The organism is Bacillus sp. PS217, assembly GCF_037963535.1.
In the GTDB taxonomy this organism is placed as follows: Bacteria; Bacillota; Bacilli; order Bacillales; family Bacillaceae; genus Bacillus; species Bacillus subtilis.
On the sequence record NZ_CP150157.1, the window covers coordinates 580,495 to 602,425 of the forward strand.

Here is a 21,931-nt window from a genome sequence, read left to right on the forward strand (position 1 = left end):
CTCACCAATTATTAACGTAAAGAGAAGTTAGAAAGTGTAATGAAAATATTCTTACATAATCAGTGATTCTGTATTCTTTTGTTTGCTCTACAACTTCAGCGCCTCAGAGTCATAACCAAGAATCATTGTTCTGTATGCGCCATCAAAACCGTGTTCTTTTAAAAATATAAATTACACTAGATCGAACCTGACGGAATCATGAATTTCGTCAGGTTCTTTCTGCATTCTGATCCATGATTAAATCAAAGTAATCTTAATAAACATAAAAGTATTTTATATTTTTGTATAAGTTTACTTTACTTTTATATAAGGTGAGTTTATAATTTGGTTCAAGAGGTGATGGTCATGAAGAAAGATTTTGGTGATTCGATCTCAAATAAGGTTTATGAATATCGTGTACTTGCCAGATTGTCTCAGCAAGAATTAGCAAAGAAAGTCGGGGTTTCCAAACAAACCATCTTTGTAATGGAGAAAGGAAATTATGTTCCGACTCTGCTGTTAGCTTTTCGAATTGCCGAATTTTTTAATGTGGATGTAAACGAGATTTTTACTTATGAGAAAGGAAATGATCAAAAATGAAAATGAATTCGATCACAGATACAATCACCAACGCAATTTTTTCTCCTTTAAAGTCCTGGGCTGAACATTCTCCGGGAAATTGGAATATTCTTATTGGCAGTGGGTTTGTATTGCTTGTAGTCGGATTGATTCTGACATTCGTATTTACTAAAAAAATGGGTAAGACTGACGAAAGAACAAACCAAATCGCTTTAAAAGGTAGTCTCTGTACGTTATGTGCACTAATTTTTTGCGACTTGCTTTTCCCAAAAGAATATATGTGGCAAGTTTTCTTCTTATTTAAGTATTCTATTGCATTCTTCGCTTCAGCAATCTATCTAGCAGTTCGATATAAAAAAGATTTTTTGTGAATTCAATTACCGAGAAAGATAGTGTCTCTGTAGTTTTAATTGTTTTAGGAGAGGGAACGAATATGAAATCATTTTATAATGAGATTTGGAGATGTGGGAAAGTATGGGGGTTTTTTGCCGCCAATTATTAACCACAATTCATACAAACCGTTAGAGATGATGTAAAATGTAATGAAAATAAGCTTTCATAATCAGTGATATGAATTTACCATGTTGAGGGCTCAGTGGGATGAATAACCCGTAAAGGTTCAAGTTCTCTCGGCCGCACCCCAATAATACCAAGGGTTTAACCATCTTTGGTGTTATTTTTTTGCGGAAAATACGGCTGTACCGCATTGTGGAGTCCACTAAAAAAGTGCTGACCTCTGCACAACATCGTTGCGCGAGTCTGCACTTTTATTCTGCGATTATGGGGAGTTTATTTTAATCCGTTGTTAGCCGCGCCGATACTTGGCTTTTAGAAGCTTTTTTTAAGTGGCTAAAACTAACAAATTTTTTGCCTTCTTCATCCCATAGGCGGAACTTTAACGACTTAAGGCTTGTTACCAGTGTAATGGTCGGAACGTTTTGCAATGGTTCAGTGTTGTTATGCACTTTTTCAAGCTTATAGTTTGGGACTCTCGGGCTTAAATGATGAACATGATGAAAACCGATATTGCCTGTTAGCCACTGCATGACTTTTGGAAGTTTATAAAAAGAGCTTCCTTCAACTGCTGCTTTTACATATTCCCAATGCTCATCTTCTTCAAAATAAGAATCCTCAAACGTATGCTGAATATAAAACATCCAAATTCCGAGAGAGCCCGATATCATAAAAATCGACACCTGAACTAGCAGGAAGTTTTGCCAGCCAACAGCCCAACATAAAAGTGCTGCCAAAGTGACGATCCCCAGGTTCGTTACATACGTATTCATCCGTTCTTTGCGTTTTGCCCCTTTTCGATTAAAACGATTGGCAATCCCAAAAACGTAAATCGGCCCAATAATAAACATAACAAACGGATTTCTGTACAATCGGTACATTATTTTTGTCTTAGTTGAGGCTTTCTTATATTCCTCAACTGTCAGTACCCAAATATCGCCTGTACCGCGTTTATCCAGGTTGCTGCTTGTCGCATGATGGACAGAATGGTCGTGTGCCCAATGATCAAAAGGATGCAGAGTTAGAATTCCTGTTAATGTACCAAGGATTCGATTCGCCTTTCTGTTCTTAAAAAAGGAATAGTGGCAGCAATCATGAAAGATGATGAAGGTTCTCACTAAAAAACCTGCCGCAACAACAGAAATCGCTAATGTAAGGAAATAAGAAATCGACAAGCTCTTATATGCCAAACACCATAATAGGAAAAATGGCACCAATGTGTTAATGATTTGACAAATGCTTTTGTGTAAATCGGACTTTTCATAAGGTGTAACCAGTTTTCTCAAAGTCCTTAGGTTTTGTTCTTTCATATTAAAAAGTTTCCCCTTCCCTGGTGATCTTCTAAGTGTAGAAAACGTTTTATAGCCTTAGAAGGCCCAACGTTATACACCTCATATATGATAAGTATTCTTCCTATTCATCTGTAAAATTATTGGAAATAATAAACTGATTTCCAGTTTATTATTAGCAGAGTCAGCCGGGATACAAAAGGCGTATGAAGATTATACCCAGCACATTATCGGGTCAAACTCTCTCAATGCTCCCCCATGGGGATCGATTTATTTGACCGTGAACATTGATTGTTTGAGGAAAAAAGGAATGAAGTAATGGGTATATCCATGAGTGACTGTTTGGAAACATCTGCAGAAACAAAGTTTTACAAGTGAACAGCCTTGTTTTTAAAAGATTATCTTGCTCTTGAACAAGAAACAGCTGAGCTAAGTACTATTAAGCAAAGAAAAAGGTTTGAAGACAACTCGTGATTCATTTTTCACGGTGTTTTCAAACCATAGTTTTTAATAGGCCTCTTATTCTGCGCTGGTATACACATGTTTAACAAATAATGCCATGAATAAATCGTAAATATAATTTGCAGTTATTTCCGATTCCTGATATAATAAAGAAGAATTATTTTTGTTCGGTGTAAAGGATAGTATGAAGATTGACTTTTCGTCTTGATGATACTTTGGGCAAGGATAGTATATACTGTGTGGTTACACACTAGGAGGCAACAAAAATGGAACAAGGTACAGTTAAATGGTTTAATGCAGAAAAAGGTTTTGGCTTTATCGAACGCGAAAATGGAGACGATGTATTCGTACACTTTTCTGCAATCCAAAGTGACGGATTCAAATCTTTAGACGAAGGTCAAAAAGTATCGTTTGACGTTGAGCAAGGTGCTCGTGGAGCTCAAGCTGCTAACGTTCAAAAAGCTTAATCTTCAATCGTTTATACAAACAGGCTCTTTATATAGGGCCTGTTTTTTTATGTCTATATCATACTCAATAAAAAACCCTACTCAACGTTCGAGTAGGGAGATGCTACAAGGTAATAGAAAAAGATTTAAAACTTCAAAGGTTTGTTTACAGTATAACATACTGGATTGACAATATGCGGAATGTATATAAAATATTTAATTTTTTGTTCAAATATAGATAACTGACTCTTTTTTTCACTAACCTGTTCGTTCATTTAAGTAAGATTAGATGAATTATAAAAATGGTTTCATCTAAATGTTATCAACTCGCATATCTCTTTTATGAGAAGAAGATAAACAATTATTATTCAATGTGGCAGTGGATATAAGAAATTCTTAAAAATAATGAGGAGATCGATTGTTTTTTTCTCCTGGAAATAATCACTTAGAGATACCTAAAACAATGAAAGCCCTACCTCTCTTCCATCCTTACGGCTCCTTGTCCGTGCCAGTGTGAATCAGGATACTAATAACAAGTGACTATTTTATTGAGTTTTTTGGTAAAACTTCAATCTTCGCAGAAGAAATGTAAATAATAAAAATGGATTAGAATGTAGGAATAACAAAAGAGGTCGTTAATGTTCTAAACATAAGTTGGAGAAGATTTGCTTTTCATCATAATATTCCGAAATATTTTTTGGGATGTATCTAACCAAAACTTTTTATTTGTTTTTCAGTGATTCCTTTAATTACTTCCAGTTCACTAATCAAAAATTCATATGCATTATCCAGCATTTTTTTTTCGCTTGCATTAAGTGCTTTTTCTTTCTTCATACGCATTAAATCACGTACAACTTCAGCGCCTTCTTGTATTTCACCTGTTTTTATTTTGTCCGTGTTTATTTTATACCTTTGCTTCCATGGCAGTAACCTATCTGATTCTCCATGCTGAAAAATGTGCATAATGTGTTTTAATGCAAGTATATCGGTAACTGGTCGTATATTCGAACTCAATATTTTACGCGTTGGAATCATAACTGTCATATTACTGATTGACATTCTTATGACATAATACTGTTGTTTTTCCTCTAAGAATTCTTTTTCTTCTATGGCTTCAATTATACCTGCTCCGTGCATTGGATAAACAATGTTATCGCCAATTTGAAACATATCATCCACCTCCATATATGGTAACCTTCTTAAGATTACCATATATGGAGGTGTAATATCAAAATTTTAATAATAACATGATCGAATTTTTGATGTCAATAACTTTTTTGAAAAAACAGATCAAGCAAAAACAATAGGGAACGTGTCGGATTTCCAATCAGGAAAAGGTCAATTGATCCGTGTGATCAGTTTTTCATTGGCTCAATGACATCACAGAAATGATTTGAGTAGAAATAAGAAGGAACGATATTTGTGAAATGTCAGCTGAAAATATTAAAAGCACATGATTAAGTTCTAATTTCTTTACCGATTTGATATGGATAACGCCCACTTACTTAATGATGCATTTTCACTTATCTTGCGAACAGAAAAAGGTTTGTGGATATTGAACATTTTGCCACCGAGATTGGCATTATTAATATGGAAATTGACAACCTTCAAATGGGTATTGAGGTGAGAAGAAAAATAAAGAAAGGAGAGATTATAAATGAAGACCAGAACATAAAGAAGTAAAGGGGAAAGAACAAGGTTAATTGAAAAGCAAACTATATAAAATAGTTTGCTTTTCTTTTTGTTATGAATTCACTTCTTTTTCTTTCTCTTTAATGACTAATAAAACACCGCTAAGAATTAAAAACGAACCTATCCAAAATGTCCCGCCTATTTGTTCTCCCAGCAGAATCCATCCGAGTAAGGTTCCAACCAGAGGCTGAAAAAAGAAAAAGAGGCCTCCGCTTGAAGCATTTAATAATTGTAAGCCACGGTTCCACAATAAAAATGCACAAGCGGTTGAAACAATTCCCAAATACAAAAGGCCACCTAGAATTTTAGGTTCAAGCAGTAGTGGCGTAAAAATCGTGCTAGGTTTTACAAAAGGAGTTAGTGCCACAATGGCCACAAAAGTTGAATACGTTGTAACAAGTATAGGCGAATAGCTGTTTGGCACGCGTTTGATAAGCACTGACATCAGTGCCCATGTAAGTGCTGCAACAAGCAGAGAAATACCGCCAAGCTGATTAGAGGTATCAATATGTCCGTTTCCAACAATAAATAATACGCCTGTGGTCGCTAAAATTATTGAAGTTCCTTTTTTTATATTCAATGGTTCTTTAAGTAATAGACGAGCAAAAATAACCATGAACGCTGGTGTGGAGGACGTAATAATTGCTCCCATTTGTGCTGAAGACAACATCGTTCCATATTCTTGTGTAACAATTGAAATGGTGTTGCCAACAATTCCAATGGCCACAATTAATAAAAGATCGCGCTTATGAATTTTCCAAGATTGTTTCCTTATTAAACCAACAATAAGAAGCGCAAGGATGGCGATGACATACCTGATCCAAACCAATTCAAAAGGCGGAATCACTGCGACAACAACCTTAACCACAACATACATGCCACCCCAGATACTAGCGGCTAAAGCTAAATATATAGAACCTAACAGGGTATTTTTCATTTTTATGTTCCCTCCGTATTTAAAATTAGGTCAATAAATGCCCTAACGGAGAGAAGTAGTCACTTTACTCCATTAAGGGCGGAGAAGTGCTACTGGAACATCATTTTCAAATAGTGGAGCTAAAAACATGTTATGATCACCTCGATTTTTAAGAATGACTATCATTATACAATGTTGGTTATAAAGCCGTAAACACCTTAAGGGGACTCCATTTATTAATAGAATAAACCTTATGAATTAATGTCTCATATGAATTTTTTTGTATGATAATGGCGTCATATTCATCGCTTGTTGAAATTTACTTATGAAATAACTGGTACTGTTAAATCCAACTTGATAAGACACTTCTGTCACATTGGATTCAGGGTGTTGCAGTAATAATAAGCTTTTTTGAATTCTATAATCCATTACATAACGTAATGGCGTCTTATTCAGCATTCGTTTAAAATAACGGCAGCATTCAGAACGGCTCAGTTGGCCAGCTTTTGCAATGTCCTCTAATGTGATTTTTTCAGCATAATGGAGATGGATCCAGTTTAACATTTGTTTCATTCGATGACTTTTTATCATTTCAGATTGATCGTACTCTAATTGAAAACCATTAACGACCAGGTTTTTCCACATTAACGTTAATTGCATCGTAATGTCAATCTCATAGAGCGATGTCTTTTGTTGAATCAATTGATTTATTTTTTTAACAGCATCTAGAATATTTTTTGCCCACTGTTGATTTCCAGCCAAAAATAAATAGGGCAAATTGGTTGAAAACATATAGGGCTGAACATAGCTTGAATACAGTTCCTGAGATAAAACGAAATGGGGTGACACATTCAAGCAAATATACGTACAATCCGAGCCTTCCTTTTCTTCGGCCATGTGCAGGCAGCCGCTATTGATAAATAATCCATCCCCTTCGTGAACCTCTATTTTTTCTTCATTTATTTGAAAGAGAGCTATCCCTTTTAGTATCAAAACAAATTGGATTTCATCATGCCAATGAAGCGGAATATAGCCATTTATATTTTGATTGATCGTTGTCTTGTAGCAGGCAACTGGCAATTCTACCGTTCGGTGCTCTGTTAATTCTTTTAAATTTTGATCGATCACAAAATTCTTCATTCTGACTTCACACCTCAATATATTTATATTTTTTCATTCAATTTGAGTATTTTTTATCATGTTTTGCATTTATTATAACACTATTATTATATTTATTAGTGAGGAGTCATGTATGAATACTTCCAATAGAAGAATGGGATTGTTCTATGTTATCACAGGGGCGACATGTTGGGGGATTGGAGGCACAGTAGCCAAAAAACTTTTTCAAGAATATCAAATTGATGTCAATTGGCTTGTAACGACACGCTTGCTTACGGCTGGAATGTTACTTTTAATGCTGCAACTGTTCAGAAAGGATCGGTCTCAGGTTATTGAGGTTTGGAAAAACAAAGCGTCGGCTGGCCAGCTTCTTATTTTTGGCCTATTGGGAATGCTAGCTGTGCAGTACACATATATGGCATCCATTCAACATGGGAATGCTGCCGTTGCTACATTATTGCAATATTTATCCCCAGTAATCGTCATTATCTACACGCTTTTACGAAAACAAACGGTTCTTACCAAACAAGATATCATTACTGTTGTACTTGCTTTAGTGGGTTGCTTTTTTTTGTTAACAAATGGTTCAATATCTCAACTTTCAGTGCCGGCAGCTGCAGTAGTATGGGGAGTTTTATCAGGATTCGCGGCAGCTTTTTATACTTTATATGCCGTTGGTTTATTACATAAATTTGATTCTCTTGTCGTTGTAGGTTGGGCTATGATTATTGGCGGTTTTGCATTGGGTTTTATCCATCCACCATGGCAACTGGATTTTCAACGATTAACTGCTGAGGCGTATGCATATATTTTATTTGTGATATTATTTGGAACAATGATTGCGTTCTGGTTCTTCATAAAAAGCTTGGAAAGCCTTTCTCCCAAAGAAACAAGCCTATTAGGCAGCTTAGAACCTCTATCCGCTGTTGTAACAACTGTCGTTTGGTTAAAAGCGCCATTTGGTTCTTTTCAATGGATTGGTGCTATTTGTATTATAGGGATAACTTTAATATTGGCTTTACATAAAGAGCCTTCTATGCAGAGTGAAAAGTCGATATTAAAGATTAGGAATCATGCAAATCGGGATATATAGGGGCTTTTTTGCTTATATGACCGGTCCGGCAATGAAAAACACTGGTGGAGTTTGAGCCCTCTCGGCAATATCAAAAATACCAAGGGTTTTGACGCCCTTGGTATTTTTTCTTCAAGAACCTTCAATTTTCTTCTCTGATCAAAAAACGTATTACTTTTTTGTAATAGGTATCCAAATTTCACTTTTAAAAGATGGTGATGTTACATCCTTATGCTCATTCCACAATATTTCTGGACCTTCTATTTGTTCGTAATTTGACGATGGAAACCATTCGGAATAAATACGTCCCCATACTTCTTGCAGTGTATCCGGAAATGGTCCGATTGATTCGAATACAGCCCACGTTGAGGCAGGAACTTCAAGCCGTGAGAAATTATCTGGACACTGTTTCGTTGTGGCTGCGCCAATATAGTGATCGAGCTCTCCTTTTTCCTCTGTCCGACCTTCAGAAAAATTGGTGGATGCACTAATGAGGCCTGATGGTGCTACATTAGAAAGCTCTTTTAGTTTATTTATTGCTTTTTCATCTAAACTTTCCCACATAGATGCAATCTCCGGATTAATCCCTTTGAAAATAATAGGAACTCTTTTTTTAATGCCAACGATGCGAAATGCCTCTTTTTCTTCAATACGGTAGTTCATTTCATTTCCTCCTTTAATTGTTAGCTGGAAGGTCATTCGTGGATAAGCTTTAAGGGAATGGCCATTAAGTCTGGCTTTTGATGGGTATATGCCATGTAAATTTTGGAATGCCCGTGCAAAAGAATCAGGTGAGTTATAACCGTACTTTATTGCAATATCAATCACTTTTACATTGCTGTCTTTCAGTTCAAAAGCTGCAAGAGTAAGACGTCTGCGACGAATATATTCCGATAATGAAATACCTGCAAGGAAGGAAAACATCCTTTTAAAATGATATTCAGAGCAGAAAGCAAGCTTTGCTGCCTCTTGAAAATCAATATCATTAGTGAGGTTTTCTTCAATATACTTTAACGCCCTATTCATACTTTTAAGCAAATCCATTTATTTGGCCTCCTTTAACCAAAGAATAATAGGAGTGAAATGTATTTATCCGACATTCTGTGCACAGTTTTGCAGGATGACTTATATGAAATAAAGTAAGTGATTCACTTGTATTTGTACAGGTTTTATTGAAGCATGCTGTTCATAAAAAGGCATCAATAAAGAAAGTTATAATTGTCTTATAAGCAGCACATTCATATAATTGAGTGAAAAAGGATGCGTATCATGCCTATCAATTCTTTTGAAAATTATCCGATGAGCTGGAAGCCATCGATTGATAAAGCTGAAAAGCCTATTTATAAAGCACTTGCAGGGCAATTGGAACAGGATATTTTAAACGGAGTTTTATTACCTGGAACAAAACTTCCTCCACAGCGAGAATTGGCCGATTATTTAGATTTAAATGTGAGTACGATTTCCAAAGCATTTAAAGTGTGTGAGTTAAAGGGGCTGCTGAGTGCGACTGTAGGGAGCGGCACATTTGTATCGTATGATGCGTTGTCGAATGCGTATTTACTTGAGGATACAAAGCCGACACATTTAATTGAAATGGGAGCAATACTTCCAGATCACGCTTCATATGAGCCCTTGTTACACCAACTGAAAAACATGATTCAGGAGGAGGATTATGAAAAATGGTTTAGCTACGGCCGGGCAGGCGAAAGCCTTTGGCAAAAAGATGCAGCTGTAAAGCTCATCCAAAGAGGCGGATTTGAAACATCCGTTGATCACATTTTATTTGCAAATGGAGGGCAAAATGCGATTGCAGCGACATTGGCGAGTCTTTGTAAGCCTGGAGACCGCATCGGAGTTGACCATCATACGTACCCTGGTTTAAAAACTGTTGCATCATTGCTTAGTGTGCAAATCGTACCGATAAAATCAGAGAACGATGAAATGAGTCCGGAGTCACTTGAATATGCGTGTAAAAATGAAAATATTAAAGGTTTGTATTTAATCCCGGATTATCATAATCCGACGACTTCCTTTATGTCTGTTGAGAATCGAAGAATGGTTGCAGACATTGCAAAGAAATATAATCTATTTGTTATTGAGGATGCATCGTACCATCTTCTCAACAAAAATCCGCTTCCGGCACTCGCCTCATTCGCACCGCAACAGGTTATTCATATTGCAAGTTTATCAAAATCGTTAGCGCCAGGCCTGCGTTTGGCTTATGTAGCAGTGCCGAGACAATATAAGGAGCCAATATCGAAGGCGCTTTATAATTTAAATATAACCGTTTCCCCGCTATTAGCTGAACTTACTGCTCGCACGATTGTATCAAATCAATTTGAAGTCTTAATTGAGAGTCATCGTGAACAAACCATTCGCAGAAATCAACTCGTAAACCGATATGTTGCGGGATATACATGTTTAGGTGTTGAAACAGGCATTTTTCGTTGGTTGTTGTTACCGGGTAAAATGTCTGGTGCCGAATTTGAAGAATTGGCTGCTCGACATGGCGTGCAAGTGTATGCGGCTGAACGCTTTGTAGTGGGAAATAGTTGTCCTGAAAGGGCTGTAAGGGTTTCTGTCTGTGCACCAAAAACACTTGAAGAGCTTGAACAAGGATTAATGATCCTGAGACGTTTGCTAGACGATCTTACCTAATATTGTTTGCCATACAATTATGACATTGTATGGCTTTTTTGTGCGTGTTATGATGATCCACATCTAGAGGGAGGTTTATACAAAATTGGCTTTTAGAAAGGAAGGTCAGATGATGTTAGACAAGGACAGCGTAAAAGCAATAGATGTTCAAACTGCTTCATTACAAAGCTACATCAGTTCACCAGAAAAACAAAAATCGTTATACAAGCGTACACTATTCGTTGTGAGTATCTCACAAATTTTTGGCGGTGCGGGGCTGGCGGCAGGAGTGACTGTCGGTGCGCTTATTGCACAGCAAATGCTTGGCACTGATGCGTTTGCTGGTTTGCCTTCTGCTTTATTTACTTTAGGGTCAGCAGGATCTGCATTAATTGTTGGAAGACTTTCTCAACGTTATGGCCGTCGAACAGGTCTTTCAGCTGGCTTTATGATTGGCGGACTTGGAGCAATAGGCGTTATTATGGCAGCAATCATAAATAGTATTTTCTTGTTATTTATTTCGTTGCTTATTTACGGTGCAGGAACAGCCACAAATTTACAGGCGCGTTATGCTGGTACAGACTTAGCAAATCATAAGCAGCGAGCGACTGCTGTTAGTATAACCATGGTTTTTACTACATTTGGTGCAGTGGCAGGTCCAAGCTTAGTGAATGTGATGGGGGATTTCGCTCTTTCTATTGGTGTTCCATCACTTGCTGGCCCTTTCATTTTAGCCGCAGCAGCATATATTTTAGCAGGTGTGGTCCTTTTCATTATGCTTCGTCCAGATCCATTAGTTATAGCAAGAACAATAGAAGCGGCAAATGAAGAGCCTGATGATAAAGGATATTTGGCGGCAGCTGAGCATACAGAAAACAAAAAAGGCATCATTGTTGGGGCAACGGTTATGGTTCTTACCCAAATAGTAATGGTAGCTATTATGACAATGACACCGGTTCATATGAGACATCATGGCCATGACTTGGGTGCAGTCGGTCTTGTTATTGGTTTTCATATAGGTGCTATGTATCTCCCTTCACTGGTTACAGGTGTTCTTGTAGATAGGTTGGGACGTACCGCAATGGCTATTTCCTCTGGAACAACGTTGCTTTTGGCAGGTGTAATAGCAGCATTTGCTCCGGGAGATTCTATGGTTCTTCTCGTCATTGCTCTTTCTTTACTGGGATTAGGGTGGAATTTTGGTTTGATAAGCGGGACTGCCCTTATTGTAGATTCAACTGATAGTGCCACACGAGCTAAAACGCAGGGGACAGTGGATGTTCTGATTGCGTTGTCAGGAGCTGCTGGCGGAGCATTATCTGGAATGATTGTGGCAGGGTCAAGTTACCTCGCATTATCATTTACTGGAGGGATGTTGTCCTTATTACTCATTCCAGTGGTGGTATGGTTTAGGGGCCGCTAAAGGATAGGATTGTTTAATTTACATTAATTTGTTATATTGTTAGATAAAGTCTATTTCGTCGTCTAATATTCTAACTAACTATAGTTGCTCAATTAAATCTATTATAAAGATTTGACTAGGATTCCTTATAGCTGTGTCACTCACTGCATATTCTTTAATTGAATCACATAAAATGGTTATCGGATTTGAAAAAGGCAGGATTACTCGCTTTAGGTAAAGGAGTCATCACGTTGTTAAAAAGGTTTTCTCTTGTTTTTGTTACACTAATGATGTCTATCGTTGTTGTTTTAGCGGCTGCTAAAGAGTCGCCTGGAGATTATGTCATCTCATTTGATGAACCTCTTATCTTGATGATCTCAATTGGGATCGTTGTATTTTTATTTATCCCTCCATTAGTCATGTCCTTTTTTGGCAATTTGGTTGTAAGAATAATATCTGGTGTATACCAATGTTTTATCGTTTTCACTTTTCTGGGGCTCATTCCAATTGGATTTCTTATTCCCAATGGCTTTTTGACAATTCTAGTTTCTATTGCAGGAACTTTAGTCAGTATAGCTAGTGTTGCCGTAACCTTATGCATTGGCAAGAATAAAAAAGATATATAATAATTGAATTGTTATTTTTTCAGATTGTCAGTGAAATAATAAAACAAGATGAGAAGGCTTTGTGGGCCTTCTTTTTTTTTTGTTGTTGCATCATCCCCACTTTAAGCTTAATCTATTGAATAATAAGAGAAGGAACCTATAGAAGAATAAAATAAATAACGAGATGTCAAAAATAAAACTGGACTTCATTATTATCAATTCACGTAAATGTAAAAAGCTTGGAAAGAGGGGAATTCCTTCATGACAAATAGCAGAACGAATCCGAAGGTTGATGAATTTTTAAGTAAAGCGAAAAAGTGGAAGGAAGAATTTGAGAAGTTGAGAACCATCATTCTTGACTGTGAGCTGACTGAAGATTTTAAGTGGATGCATCCTTGTTACACATACAATAATAAAAATGTCGTTTTAATACATGGGTTTAAAGAATATTGTGCGCTTCTGTTTCACAAAGGTGCCCTATTACAGGATACCGATGGAATTCTCATTCAACAAACGGAGAATGTACAGGCGGCGCGCCAGATTCGGTTTACAAATGTTCAGGAAATAAATGAGCTAGAAAACATTTTGAAAGCCTATATTCACGAAGCCATTGAAGTTGAAAAAGCCGGTTTGAAAGTGGAAGTTAACAAAAATATTGAATTGAACATTCCTGAAGAACTTCAAAAAAAATTCGATGAAATCCCTGCATTGAAAACTGCTTTTGAAGCTTTGACCCCGGGACGGCAAAGAGCGTACACTCTTTATTTTTCTCAAGCCAAACAATCCAAAACCCGAGAATCGAGAGTCGAAAAATATGTGCAAAAAATTCTCGATGGAAAGGGATTAAAGGATTAGGCACGCCAAGGTTCAGGCTAAAGGAATAGCATCATAGCGTAATAAGATCCTTTCTATAGAAGAAAAACAAGCATAGTAAGATGCTTGTTTTTTCTTAGGACAACATTCACTTACTGCTGAAATGCTTCTTTTGATTAACATTGTATGCCACTAGACAGCCTTATAAAATATTAATGCAACACCTAGAAATAGCTCAATGGTACGGCTCATCACATTTAGAATGCCTAGGAGAACTAATAGAACCGGAAGATTTTTCAGCAAGTTACTGCACTTCAAACTTTGTTTTTATATTAATATATCTTATTTCCTTATTAACCATTGTTTTTAGTCAGGTGCAGACAAACGAATACTGATTAATGAATCATCATGATATCGATGATCCGCTTGATTTTTTCATTGTCACCTGTATCAACATACACTGTTTTTCTGTTTTTTATGATATTCTCAGTCACTTCCCGCATAACGCCTTTTTCTACATCATCAGCGGAATCCCAGCGTAAAGGCACATTATATACATGAATCGTGCCATCCCCATTGCCATGATAAGTGACTGATCCATCTACTAAACGAGAACCTGCTAACTGGGTCACATCTTCTGGATAGCTGGCACTTGTATCATCATTAGGATTAATTGGCTCGCCAGCCGAAATATGTCGAACATTTAATTCATCTATCTCTTGATTAGATCCAAGTTGAAGCCAAACTCTGGCATATTCAATTTTTTCCGAAGAGTATGCTGCCAATACATTGTCTTCTTTGCTTTTCTCTTCTGCTGAAGAGGTCTCATTTGCAGCTTTTGTTGCGGATTCTTCTGATTCAGTTATTGGCTCCGCTTCATCCTTGCGTATTTTGGTGCTGTCTTCAGGCTCAGCGTGTTTTTCATCAGTTTGCACAGCAGACGCTTGATTTGAAGGTTGTTGTGCTTCTTCATCCTTACTGCCCGTACATCCAGCAAGCAAAGTCATGAGCAGCAGGGCAGTATTGCAATAATATATCTTTCTGTGTTTCTTCATTTTTTCATTCCTCTCCATTAACTCAGGTCAGCTTCATATATAAGTTTATGTATCTAAATATTACCATGGAATAGATAGGATGATGTTGAAAACTGTTTAAGAAGAGGAAACGATCTTGAATAGCATCGCGAAAACTTAAGAATTCTTAAGAAGTTTTGCCCCTTTTTCTGTTTCAAGCGGGAACATGATGAAGGATTTAGAACGTAAATATCCAGAGTTGAAAAAATTATTGGAGACTTACAATTATAAGTTTTTGGCGCTGGGGATGATTTGTCCAATAGCTCCAACAGATGTCGTTTGTTTTTTATCGGCAGCTGTAGGAATCAAGTATACCACTTACATTTTAACGGTTATCGTTACGAATATCCCTTTATTGATATTTTCGAGTTTCATTGTGATCAATTTTAGTGAGTCATTAATGGGAACTGTATTGGTTGTCGCATCATTTGTTTTGGTTTCTATTGTATCCATTAAAATGTGGAACACCCTTAAGCATAAACGGAGCACATAGAAATGCCACGAGACTAACCATTTATAGCTTATAAGCACCTGTAGAGATTTAAGTTCTTTCGGTATCCAATAATACCAAGGGTATAACTGCCCTTGGTATTATGTTCTGCTGCACATATATAAACCCTCCATTTTCGTTTGTAGATCCTTTTTAATTTTTGTATTTTAGGTTGAATGATCACCAGAAGAAAAATGAACGCATGATCTGAAAAGCTGTTTTGTCGCAAAATAAATAAATCAACCAACGATAACAATCTCGCTACTACGATAGATTTTGATTACTGTATATAATCGTTTTTTAGTAAATGCTCTTTCATTTTTTGTATAGCCTTCGCTTCGTCAGATCCATTTGCGTGTATATATATTTTGGTTCCAGGTTTAATTCCTAAAGCCATAATGTCCATGATGGCTTTTGGCGCTTGTTTGAGGTTAACAGTTTTCCCTTGGTATTCAAGAAAAATATCTGATGTAAACCGATGAGCTAGTCTGACTAACAGGGTAGCCGGTCGCGCAAACCCTGTTTCCTTAATGATCGTAAATTGTCTTTTAATCATTCTTCACCTCATTAAAGTCTGCCTCTTGACGGATTTATAGTTGGGCTGCAGATCAAATTTGAATTTAGAGTACCTTTAGGATAAGCGGTCTAATTTCATCATTTTCTCTGCATTTTGAAATAACACTCTTTCTTTGTGTTTACAAAATAATTCTCAACTAACTAAAATGAACAATGACTTCATTCGAGAAAAAAGCATGATTCACTAATCAACATTTGTTTATTATTGTAAATAAAAACTTGGTGTGTACAATGGTTACATTCAGGCGATTTGTTGATTATTCAACATTCCACTCTAAATTGTTGATTATCTTAAGAAAGTTTGGTGAAAAGCTATGTCCAAAGTGGATAGAAGAATAACCAAAAGCCAAGAGGCTATTAAAATAGCTCTGATTGAGCTGATGACTGAAAAAAGTTTTGATCATATTACGATTAAGGAAATTTCTGAAAGGGCAAATGTAAACCGGGGAACAATCTATCTTCATTACTTAGATAAATTTGATCTATTAGAAAAAATTATGGAAGAGCATATAAACAATATGGGGGATTTTTGTGAGTCGGCAGCTGAAATGGACTGGATTGAATCGACTGTACACTGCATGGAATACCTTGAGAGTAATTATTTATTCTTTTCGACGATGTTAGCCAGTGAAGGCGCTCGATATTTTCGCAGTCAGTTCCTTAAGTTTAATATCGAAGAGTTCAGGAAAGATGTAGATGTAACGAAAGGCAAGAATTACGGCCAAAGTGAAGATGTCATTGTTGAATTTATAGCAAATGCTTACGTAGGGGTAGTGGAATGGTGGTTGAAAAACGAAATGCCTTACCCGCCTCGTGTCATGGCAGAAAAAGTGGGGGATTTGTTAGAGCGGATTTTATAATGGCGTCAGGTAAATGGGTGTTGCGAATCGTTAGGAACAAGAAGGTGACTTATTTGTCTAAGCGGGAGATTCAAGTCTCCTCGATCGCATACAAAATACCAAGGGTTGCTGGCCCTTGGTATTTTTATACCTTCATGCATTTTTGAAGTTTATGCTTAAAGGTCTGCCTTACTTTGCAAATCGCCGAGCTGCTGCAACGCACATGATAACGGCGATATTCACTGCTACGAGTGCCCAGCCCACTTTCTCGTGCAGAATCACTGAGGCAAGCAGCAGCCCAAAAAAAGGCTGGAGAAGCTGGAGCTGCCCAACCGCCGCAATTCCTCCTTGGGCAAGACCTCGATACCAGAACACGAAGCCAATCAGCATGCTGAATAAGGATACATATGCAAGACTGAGCAGTGCGGGAACGCCGATGTCCGACCATGAGTCCGGCGTAAAAAAGAACGACAATGGCAACATAAGAGGAAGCGACAGAACGAGTGCCCATGAGATCACCTGCCAATTCCCCAGACGACGTGAAAGCCTTGCCCCTTCTGCATAACCAAGACCGCATACGACAATAGAAGCCAGCATGTACGCGTCGCCAAGCGGGGATGAACCTCCCCCCTGAATGAGGGCGAAACCTGCTACTAACAAGCTGCCGGCAGCTGAGAAAATCCAGAAGACGGGCCGAGGGCGTTCACCCCCGCGCAGTACGCCGAAGACCGCCGTTGCGAGTGGAAGAAGTCCAATGAAGACAATGGCGTGTGCGGATGTGACATGCTGAAGCGCTAAAGCTGTCAGCAACGGGAAACCAATCACTACGCCAAACGCTACCACTAATAATGAAATGAGATCTCTTTTGGCAGGATGCTGCTGCCGGAAGATGAGAAGGAGACCTCCCGCCAGTACACCAGCTATCGCAGCACGGCAAACTGTGAGAAATAACGGATCGAAGTCTGACACAGCCAAACGGGTCGCAGGCAGCGAGCCGCTGAAAATGAGTACGCCTATAAAACCATTTATCCAGCCATTTGTTGTTTTGTTCATTATAATCACTCCACATATCTTTCTTGTTCATTGTCTGTATTTTCTTAACAAAACCAGCAGCTAAGGATTACAATGACTATAAACTGGAATTGGCCTTTTTTAAACGGCCAGTTTTCATAAAAAAATGCATACCAGTTAGGAGAACAACGTGCAAATGGATATCACGCCTTTTTTGAATAGAACTCTGGATATTCCGCTTTATCAGCAGCTTTATCGGTATTTTAAAGAAAATATGCATCGGGGCCGTATTCAAAAAGGAATGAAGCTTCCTTCAAAAAGACTCTTGGCGAATCAGCTTTCCATCAGCCAAACGACTGTAGAACGTGCCTATGAACAGCTCGCTGCTGAGGGCTATATTGTGAGCAAGCCAAGAAGCGGGTGGTTTGCTGATTATCATGATTCTGATTTTGCTTATGATAGAATGCCAAGCACAACACCCATTCAACAAGAAGCAGAAGAAAATAAACAATGGATTGATTTTCATTATGGGAATGTAGATTCTTCTTACTTCCCTTTTTCCGCATGGCGAAAAAGCATGGTCAATAGCTTAGACCAATATGGACACGAGCTTTATCGGCCGGGACATGTTTTAGGAGAGTTTGAGCTGAGAACACTCATTGCAGAGTACCTGTATCAATCTCGGGGTGTTCATTGCGGCCCTGAACAAGTGATTATAGGTGCCGGGAACCCTATTCTGCTGCAAATCTTGTGCCAAGTTTTTGAGCCGAATATTTCTATAGGGTATGAGGATCCTGGTTATCCAAGAGCACGCAAAATTTTTGAAGCCAACCGCATGAATATTGTTCCGATACCAGTCGATGAGGAAGGAATCTGTATACAGAAGATCAAAGAACAGCAGCCAAACCTTGTATATGTCACACCTTCCCATCAATTTACGCTGGGAACCATAATGACAATAAACAGAAGAATTCAGCTGCTCAAATGGGCGGCCGAAAATCAATCCTTTATCATAGAGGATGATTATGACGGGGAATTTAGGTACACAGGACAGCCGGTTCCTTCTCTTCAAGGGCTTGATCAGCATAACCGTGTCATTTATATGGGCACTTTTTCTAAGTCTCTTTTGCCCTCGCTGCGTATCAGCTATATGATTCTTCCTTCACCTCTTTTAAAAAAGGGGCATGAAATCACGTCCTTATATAAGCAAACAGTGTCCTGCCACAGTCAGCTAACCCTAGCTGAATTTATAAAAAATGGAGAGTGGCAAAAACACATCAACAGAATGAGAAAACTTTACCGCAAAAAAAGAGCCATTGTATTAGAGGCAGTGCAAAGGGAATTAGGAGAGCATGTCAGAATCCGCGGAGAAAACTCTGGGCTTCGTATCTTACTTGACGTTTATTTGCCATTTGGTGAAAAAGAGTTAATTGAGAAGGCGAAAAAACATGGAGTAAAAATTTATCCTGTTTCTCTTTCTTATCAAAATCATCCTCCTGCAAAAACGGTCTCGCTCGGGTTTGCAGGGGTTTCTGAATCCGACATAAGAGAAGGTATAAAAAAACTGAAGGCTGCCTGGAAGATATGAGGGAGCTTTCAGTTTAGCAAAACGGCCAAGTGACGACTAAGTGTTGAGAGCTGTTCAATATTTTTTAAGTATATGATGAGTGCCAGCAGTCCAGTCCACGATATGTCTGTTTAGCGAAAAACAGAATTTTTTATTTGCTCCTCACAGTGCTAAAATAAACAAAATAGACAATTGAAAAAATAGAGGTGTAAGAATGAAGTTAGATGAGTTTACAATTGGCCAGGTCTTCAAAACGAAATCATTAAAAGTATCAAAAGATGATATTATGCGGTTTGCGGGTGAATTTGACCCTCAGTATATGCATGTAGATGAAGAAAAAGCGAGTAAAGGCAGATTTAATGGAATTATCGCTTCCGGCATACAAACACTGGCCATATCTTTTAAACTTTGGATTGAAGAAGGTTTCTATGGAGACGATATTATAGCCGGAACAGAGATGAATCATATGACATTCATAAAACCTGTATATCCGGATGATGAATTGTTTACAATTGTTGAGGTTCTTGATAAGCAGCCAAAGAGAAATGAATTGGGAATACTCACAGTATTGCTATCTACTTATAATCAAAAAGAAGTAAAAGTGTTTGAAGGTGAGTTATCTGTATTGATCAAACGATAACTCAGAAAGCCCGCTTTTCGCGGGCTCGATTGAAGCAGATGGGGGAAAGATGTTAGCGAGTTTCCTTTGAAAAATAAGAGGTTAAAACATCATAAACAATAGGCAAAGAAGTAAATCCCTCATCTTCTAGAAAATGACCTCCGTGCTGAACTTCATATAACGCAGCATCAATTTGTTGTGCCAGATCCTTGCTGAATGAAAAAGGCACAATTTGGTCGTCCTTAGAAGCAATGACAGCACGGTGCTTCGCGGACTCAATGATTGTTTGATGATCAAACGATCCCTGTGTAAATTCATCTAACATCTTTAAAGTGGGCAATGATTTGGCAAAGCCGGAAACAAGTATGATTCCGCCAAGCTGTTTTCGTAATTGAAGATGTTCCAAAAATCTCAAAATGGCGGGGCAACCTAAGCTGTGCGCAACCAAATACGTATTTTCATGTAAAGTGTGCTGATATAAAGAGAGTGTATCCAGCCAATCCTCAAGTCTTGGCTGGAGCGGATTAGGCATGTTTAAAATGTCTGCTTGGACCCCATCTGCGAGCAGACGTTTTTTCAGCCAAGGGAACCAATGATTTGTTGAGGAGGCTCTGTAGCCATGAATGATATAGACTTGTTTTGTCATTATTTCCTCCTAAGAAATATTTTCATTCAGTATAAAATTCCTCTCATTGGGAAACAAGTACGCACTTTTTTGTAAGTAGCTTTACATATGAGGCACTCCTTGTGCCATTCCCCACTTACACATCTCATCTATGAGGGGATACAAAGATCGCCCTCTGTCAGATAACGAATACTCTACTTTCAGTGGGGTTTGAGAAACCTCAGACCGATGAATAAGGCCGTCAGTTTGCAATTCCTTAAGCTGTGCGCTTAACATTTTATGGGTGATGAAGGGCATAGCCCTTTTCAGCTCGCCGTATCTCATCGTTTTTTCACACCCTAACTCATAGAGAATTCTCATTTTCCATTTGCCCCCTATAAGAGATAAGGTGTATTCAAATGGGGCTTGTTTACTGCGGCACAAGCTATTCACTGTAATCAAACCTCCTTTTTTTAGTATCATAACAGAATAATTCAGGGTTTTCGGTGTTGAAGTTTGAGGGCGATTCACGATCTGAAGTGAAAGGGGCCGCTTGCTCAACAGGCGGCACGGTACATGAATGTTCTAAGTCAAAGAGGGTTACCTTACTGTTAGTTACTTTATTTAAAAAAACGCATGTTTTTAGCTGAAAATATCTATTATGGTATATTTAAATATAACGAAATATTTGAGAAATGAGGAATGGTATGAATACACCCAAAAAACATAAGAAATTTAAAGCGAAAATGATTCTCCAAATCATCATGGTTATCATTGGAGGAATCATAGCGGCATATGGACTAGAAACAGTGCTCATTCCAAACAGTGTATCTGATGGAGGGGTGACGGGTCTTAGCATCGTTGGTTCACAGCTATTCAACTTGCCGCTGGGGATTTTGATTGCTGTGATCAACATTCCATTTGTCTGGTTAGGATATAAGCAAATTGGGAAAAGCTTTGCATTATTATCAATTATCGGAATCGTATCGCTTGCCGCGGGGACAAGCTTTTTCCACCACACACCCGCCATCATAGAAGGAGATACCCTGTTAATTACCGTTGTCGGCGGGATTATCCTTGGATTCGGAATGGGGCTGGCGCTGCGTAATGGCGGCGCATTAGATGGAATTGACATGCTTGCTGTGCTGCTATCCCGAAAACTGCCATTCGGAACGAGCGATCTCATTCTATTCTTAAACCTATTTGTGTTTATTTTTGTTTCCACAGTATTTGGCTTACAAGGGGCATTGCTTTCAGTCATTGCTTACTACATTGCATCCAAAGTGATTCATGTTGTGGAGGAAGGCTTAAGCGGCTCTAAAACCTTTCAAATTATTACAACCCAACCTGAATTAATGGTAGAGACAATACGTGATCAATTAGGCCGAAGCGCCACATATAAAGAAGCTTACGGGGGTTTTTCCCACGAGAAATTTAAAGAAATCACATGTGTCATCAACCGTTTAGAAGAAACCAAACTAAAGGAAATTATTAATGATATTGATAAATCCGCCTTTGTCACCGTATATGACGTAGCTGAAGTGAAGGGCAGCAATTTTAGAAATCTTAATCATCACTAAAAAATAGAATGACCTTTTTAACCGTAACTGACATGCCGCGGGTAAATG

Annotated in this window: 22 protein-coding genes; 12 read left to right on the forward strand and 10 right to left on the reverse strand. The window is 38.0% G+C overall.

What is annotated here, in order from left to right:
- The first annotated feature begins 345 nt into the window (after window positions 1-345).
- Both NSQ83_RS03095 and NSQ83_RS03100 read left to right on the forward strand, forming a co-directional pair.
- Window positions 346-579, forward strand: coding sequence for a helix-turn-helix transcriptional regulator (locus tag NSQ83_RS03095; protein WP_003240464.1), 234 nt, complete (start codon window positions 346-348; stop codon window positions 577-579).
- Entirely contained in the window at window positions 576-929 is a 354-nt protein-coding gene (locus NSQ83_RS03100; protein ID WP_029317379.1) for a hypothetical protein, read from the forward strand. The genes NSQ83_RS03095 and NSQ83_RS03100 overlap by 4 nt, the downstream gene beginning before the upstream one ends.
- Window positions 930-1,352: 423 nt before the next feature.
- Here NSQ83_RS03100 and NSQ83_RS03105 read toward each other — a convergent pair whose 3' ends face one another.
- Window positions 1,353-2,381: a fatty acid desaturase gene (locus NSQ83_RS03105; protein ID WP_032722932.1), complete on the reverse strand. Its 1,029-nt coding sequence runs from the start codon at window positions 2,379-2,381 to the stop codon at window positions 1,353-1,355.
- A 707-nt stretch (window positions 2,382-3,088) separates the two neighbouring features.
- Between NSQ83_RS03105 and cspC the strand changes: the two genes are divergently transcribed.
- Complete coding sequence (cspC, locus tag NSQ83_RS03110) at window positions 3,089-3,289, forward strand: cold shock protein CspC (protein ID WP_003234247.1); 201 nt, start codon at window positions 3,089-3,091, stop codon at window positions 3,287-3,289.
- A 687-nt stretch (window positions 3,290-3,976) separates the two neighbouring features.
- Here cspC and NSQ83_RS03115 read toward each other — a convergent pair.
- The 3 genes from NSQ83_RS03115 to NSQ83_RS03125 all read right to left on the reverse strand — a co-directional run bounded on the left by NSQ83_RS03115 (window position 3,977) and on the right by NSQ83_RS03125 (window position 7,016).
- On the reverse strand, window positions 3,977-4,438 hold the full coding sequence (locus NSQ83_RS03115) for a CarD family transcriptional regulator (protein ID WP_024572643.1): 462 nt from the start codon (window positions 4,436-4,438) through the stop codon (window positions 3,977-3,979).
- A 574-nt stretch (window positions 4,439-5,012) separates the two neighbouring features.
- Complete coding sequence (locus NSQ83_RS03120; RefSeq protein ID WP_015715285.1) at window positions 5,013-5,897, reverse strand: DMT family transporter; 885 nt, start codon at window positions 5,895-5,897, stop codon at window positions 5,013-5,015.
- Between the two features lie 237 nt (window positions 5,898-6,134).
- Complete coding sequence (locus NSQ83_RS03125; RefSeq protein ID WP_032722933.1) at window positions 6,135-7,016, reverse strand: AraC family transcriptional regulator; 882 nt, start codon at window positions 7,014-7,016, stop codon at window positions 6,135-6,137.
- Between the two features lie 112 nt (window positions 7,017-7,128).
- On the opposite strand from NSQ83_RS03125, the gene NSQ83_RS03130 reads away from it, so the two are divergent.
- The gene (locus NSQ83_RS03130; protein ID WP_131227138.1) at window positions 7,129-8,088 is read left to right on the forward strand and encodes a DMT family transporter; all 960 of its coding nucleotides are present in this window, start codon (window positions 7,129-7,131) and stop codon (window positions 8,086-8,088) included.
- Window positions 8,089-8,238: 150 nt separating this feature from the next.
- Here NSQ83_RS03130 and NSQ83_RS03135 read toward each other — a convergent pair whose 3' ends face one another.
- On the reverse strand, window positions 8,239-9,111 hold the full coding sequence (locus NSQ83_RS03135) for an AraC family transcriptional regulator (protein ID WP_153529983.1): 873 nt from the start codon (window positions 9,109-9,111) through the stop codon (window positions 8,239-8,241).
- Between the two features lie 225 nt (window positions 9,112-9,336).
- Between NSQ83_RS03135 and NSQ83_RS03140 the strand changes: the two genes are divergently transcribed.
- From NSQ83_RS03140 to NSQ83_RS03155, 4 genes are all read left to right on the forward strand, one after another.
- A complete protein-coding gene (locus tag NSQ83_RS03140; protein ID WP_019712425.1) occupies window positions 9,337-10,725 on the forward strand; it encodes a PLP-dependent aminotransferase family protein in 1,389 nt (462 codons plus the stop codon).
- 109 nt (window positions 10,726-10,834) lie between these two features.
- The gene (locus NSQ83_RS03145; RefSeq protein WP_198879014.1) at window positions 10,835-12,127 is read left to right on the forward strand and encodes an MFS transporter; all 1,293 of its coding nucleotides are present in this window, start codon (window positions 10,835-10,837) and stop codon (window positions 12,125-12,127) included.
- A 230-nt stretch (window positions 12,128-12,357) separates the two neighbouring features.
- Window positions 12,358-12,732, forward strand: a complete 375-nt coding sequence (locus NSQ83_RS03150) for a hypothetical protein (RefSeq protein ID WP_032722936.1) — start codon at window positions 12,358-12,360, stop codon at window positions 12,730-12,732.
- Window positions 12,733-12,972: 240 nt separating this feature from the next.
- Window positions 12,973-13,566: a YdeI family protein gene (locus NSQ83_RS03155; protein ID WP_198878995.1), complete on the forward strand. Its 594-nt coding sequence runs from the start codon at window positions 12,973-12,975 to the stop codon at window positions 13,564-13,566.
- Window positions 13,567-13,919: 353 nt separating this feature from the next.
- On the opposite strand, the gene NSQ83_RS03160 is transcribed toward NSQ83_RS03155, so the two are convergent.
- Window positions 13,920-14,579: a hypothetical protein gene (locus NSQ83_RS03160; RefSeq protein WP_198878996.1), complete on the reverse strand. Its 660-nt coding sequence runs from the start codon at window positions 14,577-14,579 to the stop codon at window positions 13,920-13,922.
- Window positions 14,580-15,367: 788 nt separating this feature from the next.
- Window positions 15,368-15,643 carry an HPr family phosphocarrier protein gene (locus tag NSQ83_RS03165; RefSeq protein WP_033883528.1) on the reverse strand — a complete coding sequence of 92 codons (276 nt, stop codon included), beginning with the start codon at window positions 15,641-15,643 and terminating at the stop codon, window positions 15,368-15,370.
- 334 nt (window positions 15,644-15,977) lie between these two features.
- Here NSQ83_RS03165 and NSQ83_RS03170 point away from each other — a divergent pair, with 334 nt between their 5' ends.
- Window positions 15,978-16,523, forward strand: a complete 546-nt coding sequence (locus NSQ83_RS03170) for a TetR/AcrR family transcriptional regulator (protein WP_015252737.1) — start codon at window positions 15,978-15,980, stop codon at window positions 16,521-16,523.
- Window positions 16,524-16,691: 168 nt separating this feature from the next.
- Here NSQ83_RS03170 and NSQ83_RS03175 read toward each other — a convergent pair whose 3' ends face one another.
- Window positions 16,692-17,555, reverse strand: coding sequence for a DMT family transporter (locus tag NSQ83_RS03175; RefSeq protein ID WP_198878997.1), 864 nt, complete (start codon window positions 17,553-17,555; stop codon window positions 16,692-16,694).
- Window positions 17,556-17,709: 154 nt separating this feature from the next.
- On the opposite strand from NSQ83_RS03175, the gene NSQ83_RS03180 reads away from it, so the two are divergent.
- Together NSQ83_RS03180 and NSQ83_RS03185 are read left to right on the forward strand one after the other, a co-directional pair.
- A complete protein-coding gene (locus NSQ83_RS03180; RefSeq protein ID WP_038428400.1) occupies window positions 17,710-19,101 on the forward strand; it encodes a PLP-dependent aminotransferase family protein in 1,392 nt (463 codons plus the stop codon).
- 193 nt (window positions 19,102-19,294) lie between these two features.
- Window positions 19,295-19,720, forward strand: a complete 426-nt coding sequence (locus NSQ83_RS03185; RefSeq protein WP_003234221.1) for a MaoC family dehydratase — start codon at window positions 19,295-19,297, stop codon at window positions 19,718-19,720.
- 52 nt (window positions 19,721-19,772) lie between these two features.
- Here NSQ83_RS03185 and NSQ83_RS03190 read toward each other — a convergent pair whose 3' ends face one another.
- Both NSQ83_RS03190 and NSQ83_RS03195 read right to left on the reverse strand, forming a co-directional pair.
- Entirely contained in the window at window positions 19,773-20,345 is a 573-nt protein-coding gene (locus NSQ83_RS03190) for an alpha/beta hydrolase (RefSeq protein ID WP_153912159.1), read from the reverse strand.
- Window positions 20,346-20,426: 81 nt separating this feature from the next.
- Window positions 20,427-20,756 (reverse strand): winged helix-turn-helix transcriptional regulator, encoded by a 330-nt coding sequence (locus tag NSQ83_RS03195; protein ID WP_017695964.1) that lies wholly within the window; start codon window positions 20,754-20,756, stop codon window positions 20,427-20,429.
- A gap of 254 nt (window positions 20,757-21,010) precedes the next feature.
- Here NSQ83_RS03195 and NSQ83_RS03200 point away from each other — a divergent pair, with 254 nt between their 5' ends.
- Window positions 21,011-21,883, forward strand: coding sequence for a YitT family protein (locus NSQ83_RS03200; protein ID WP_029725818.1), 873 nt, complete (start codon window positions 21,011-21,013; stop codon window positions 21,881-21,883).
- Window positions 21,884-21,931: the final 48 nt, after the last annotated feature.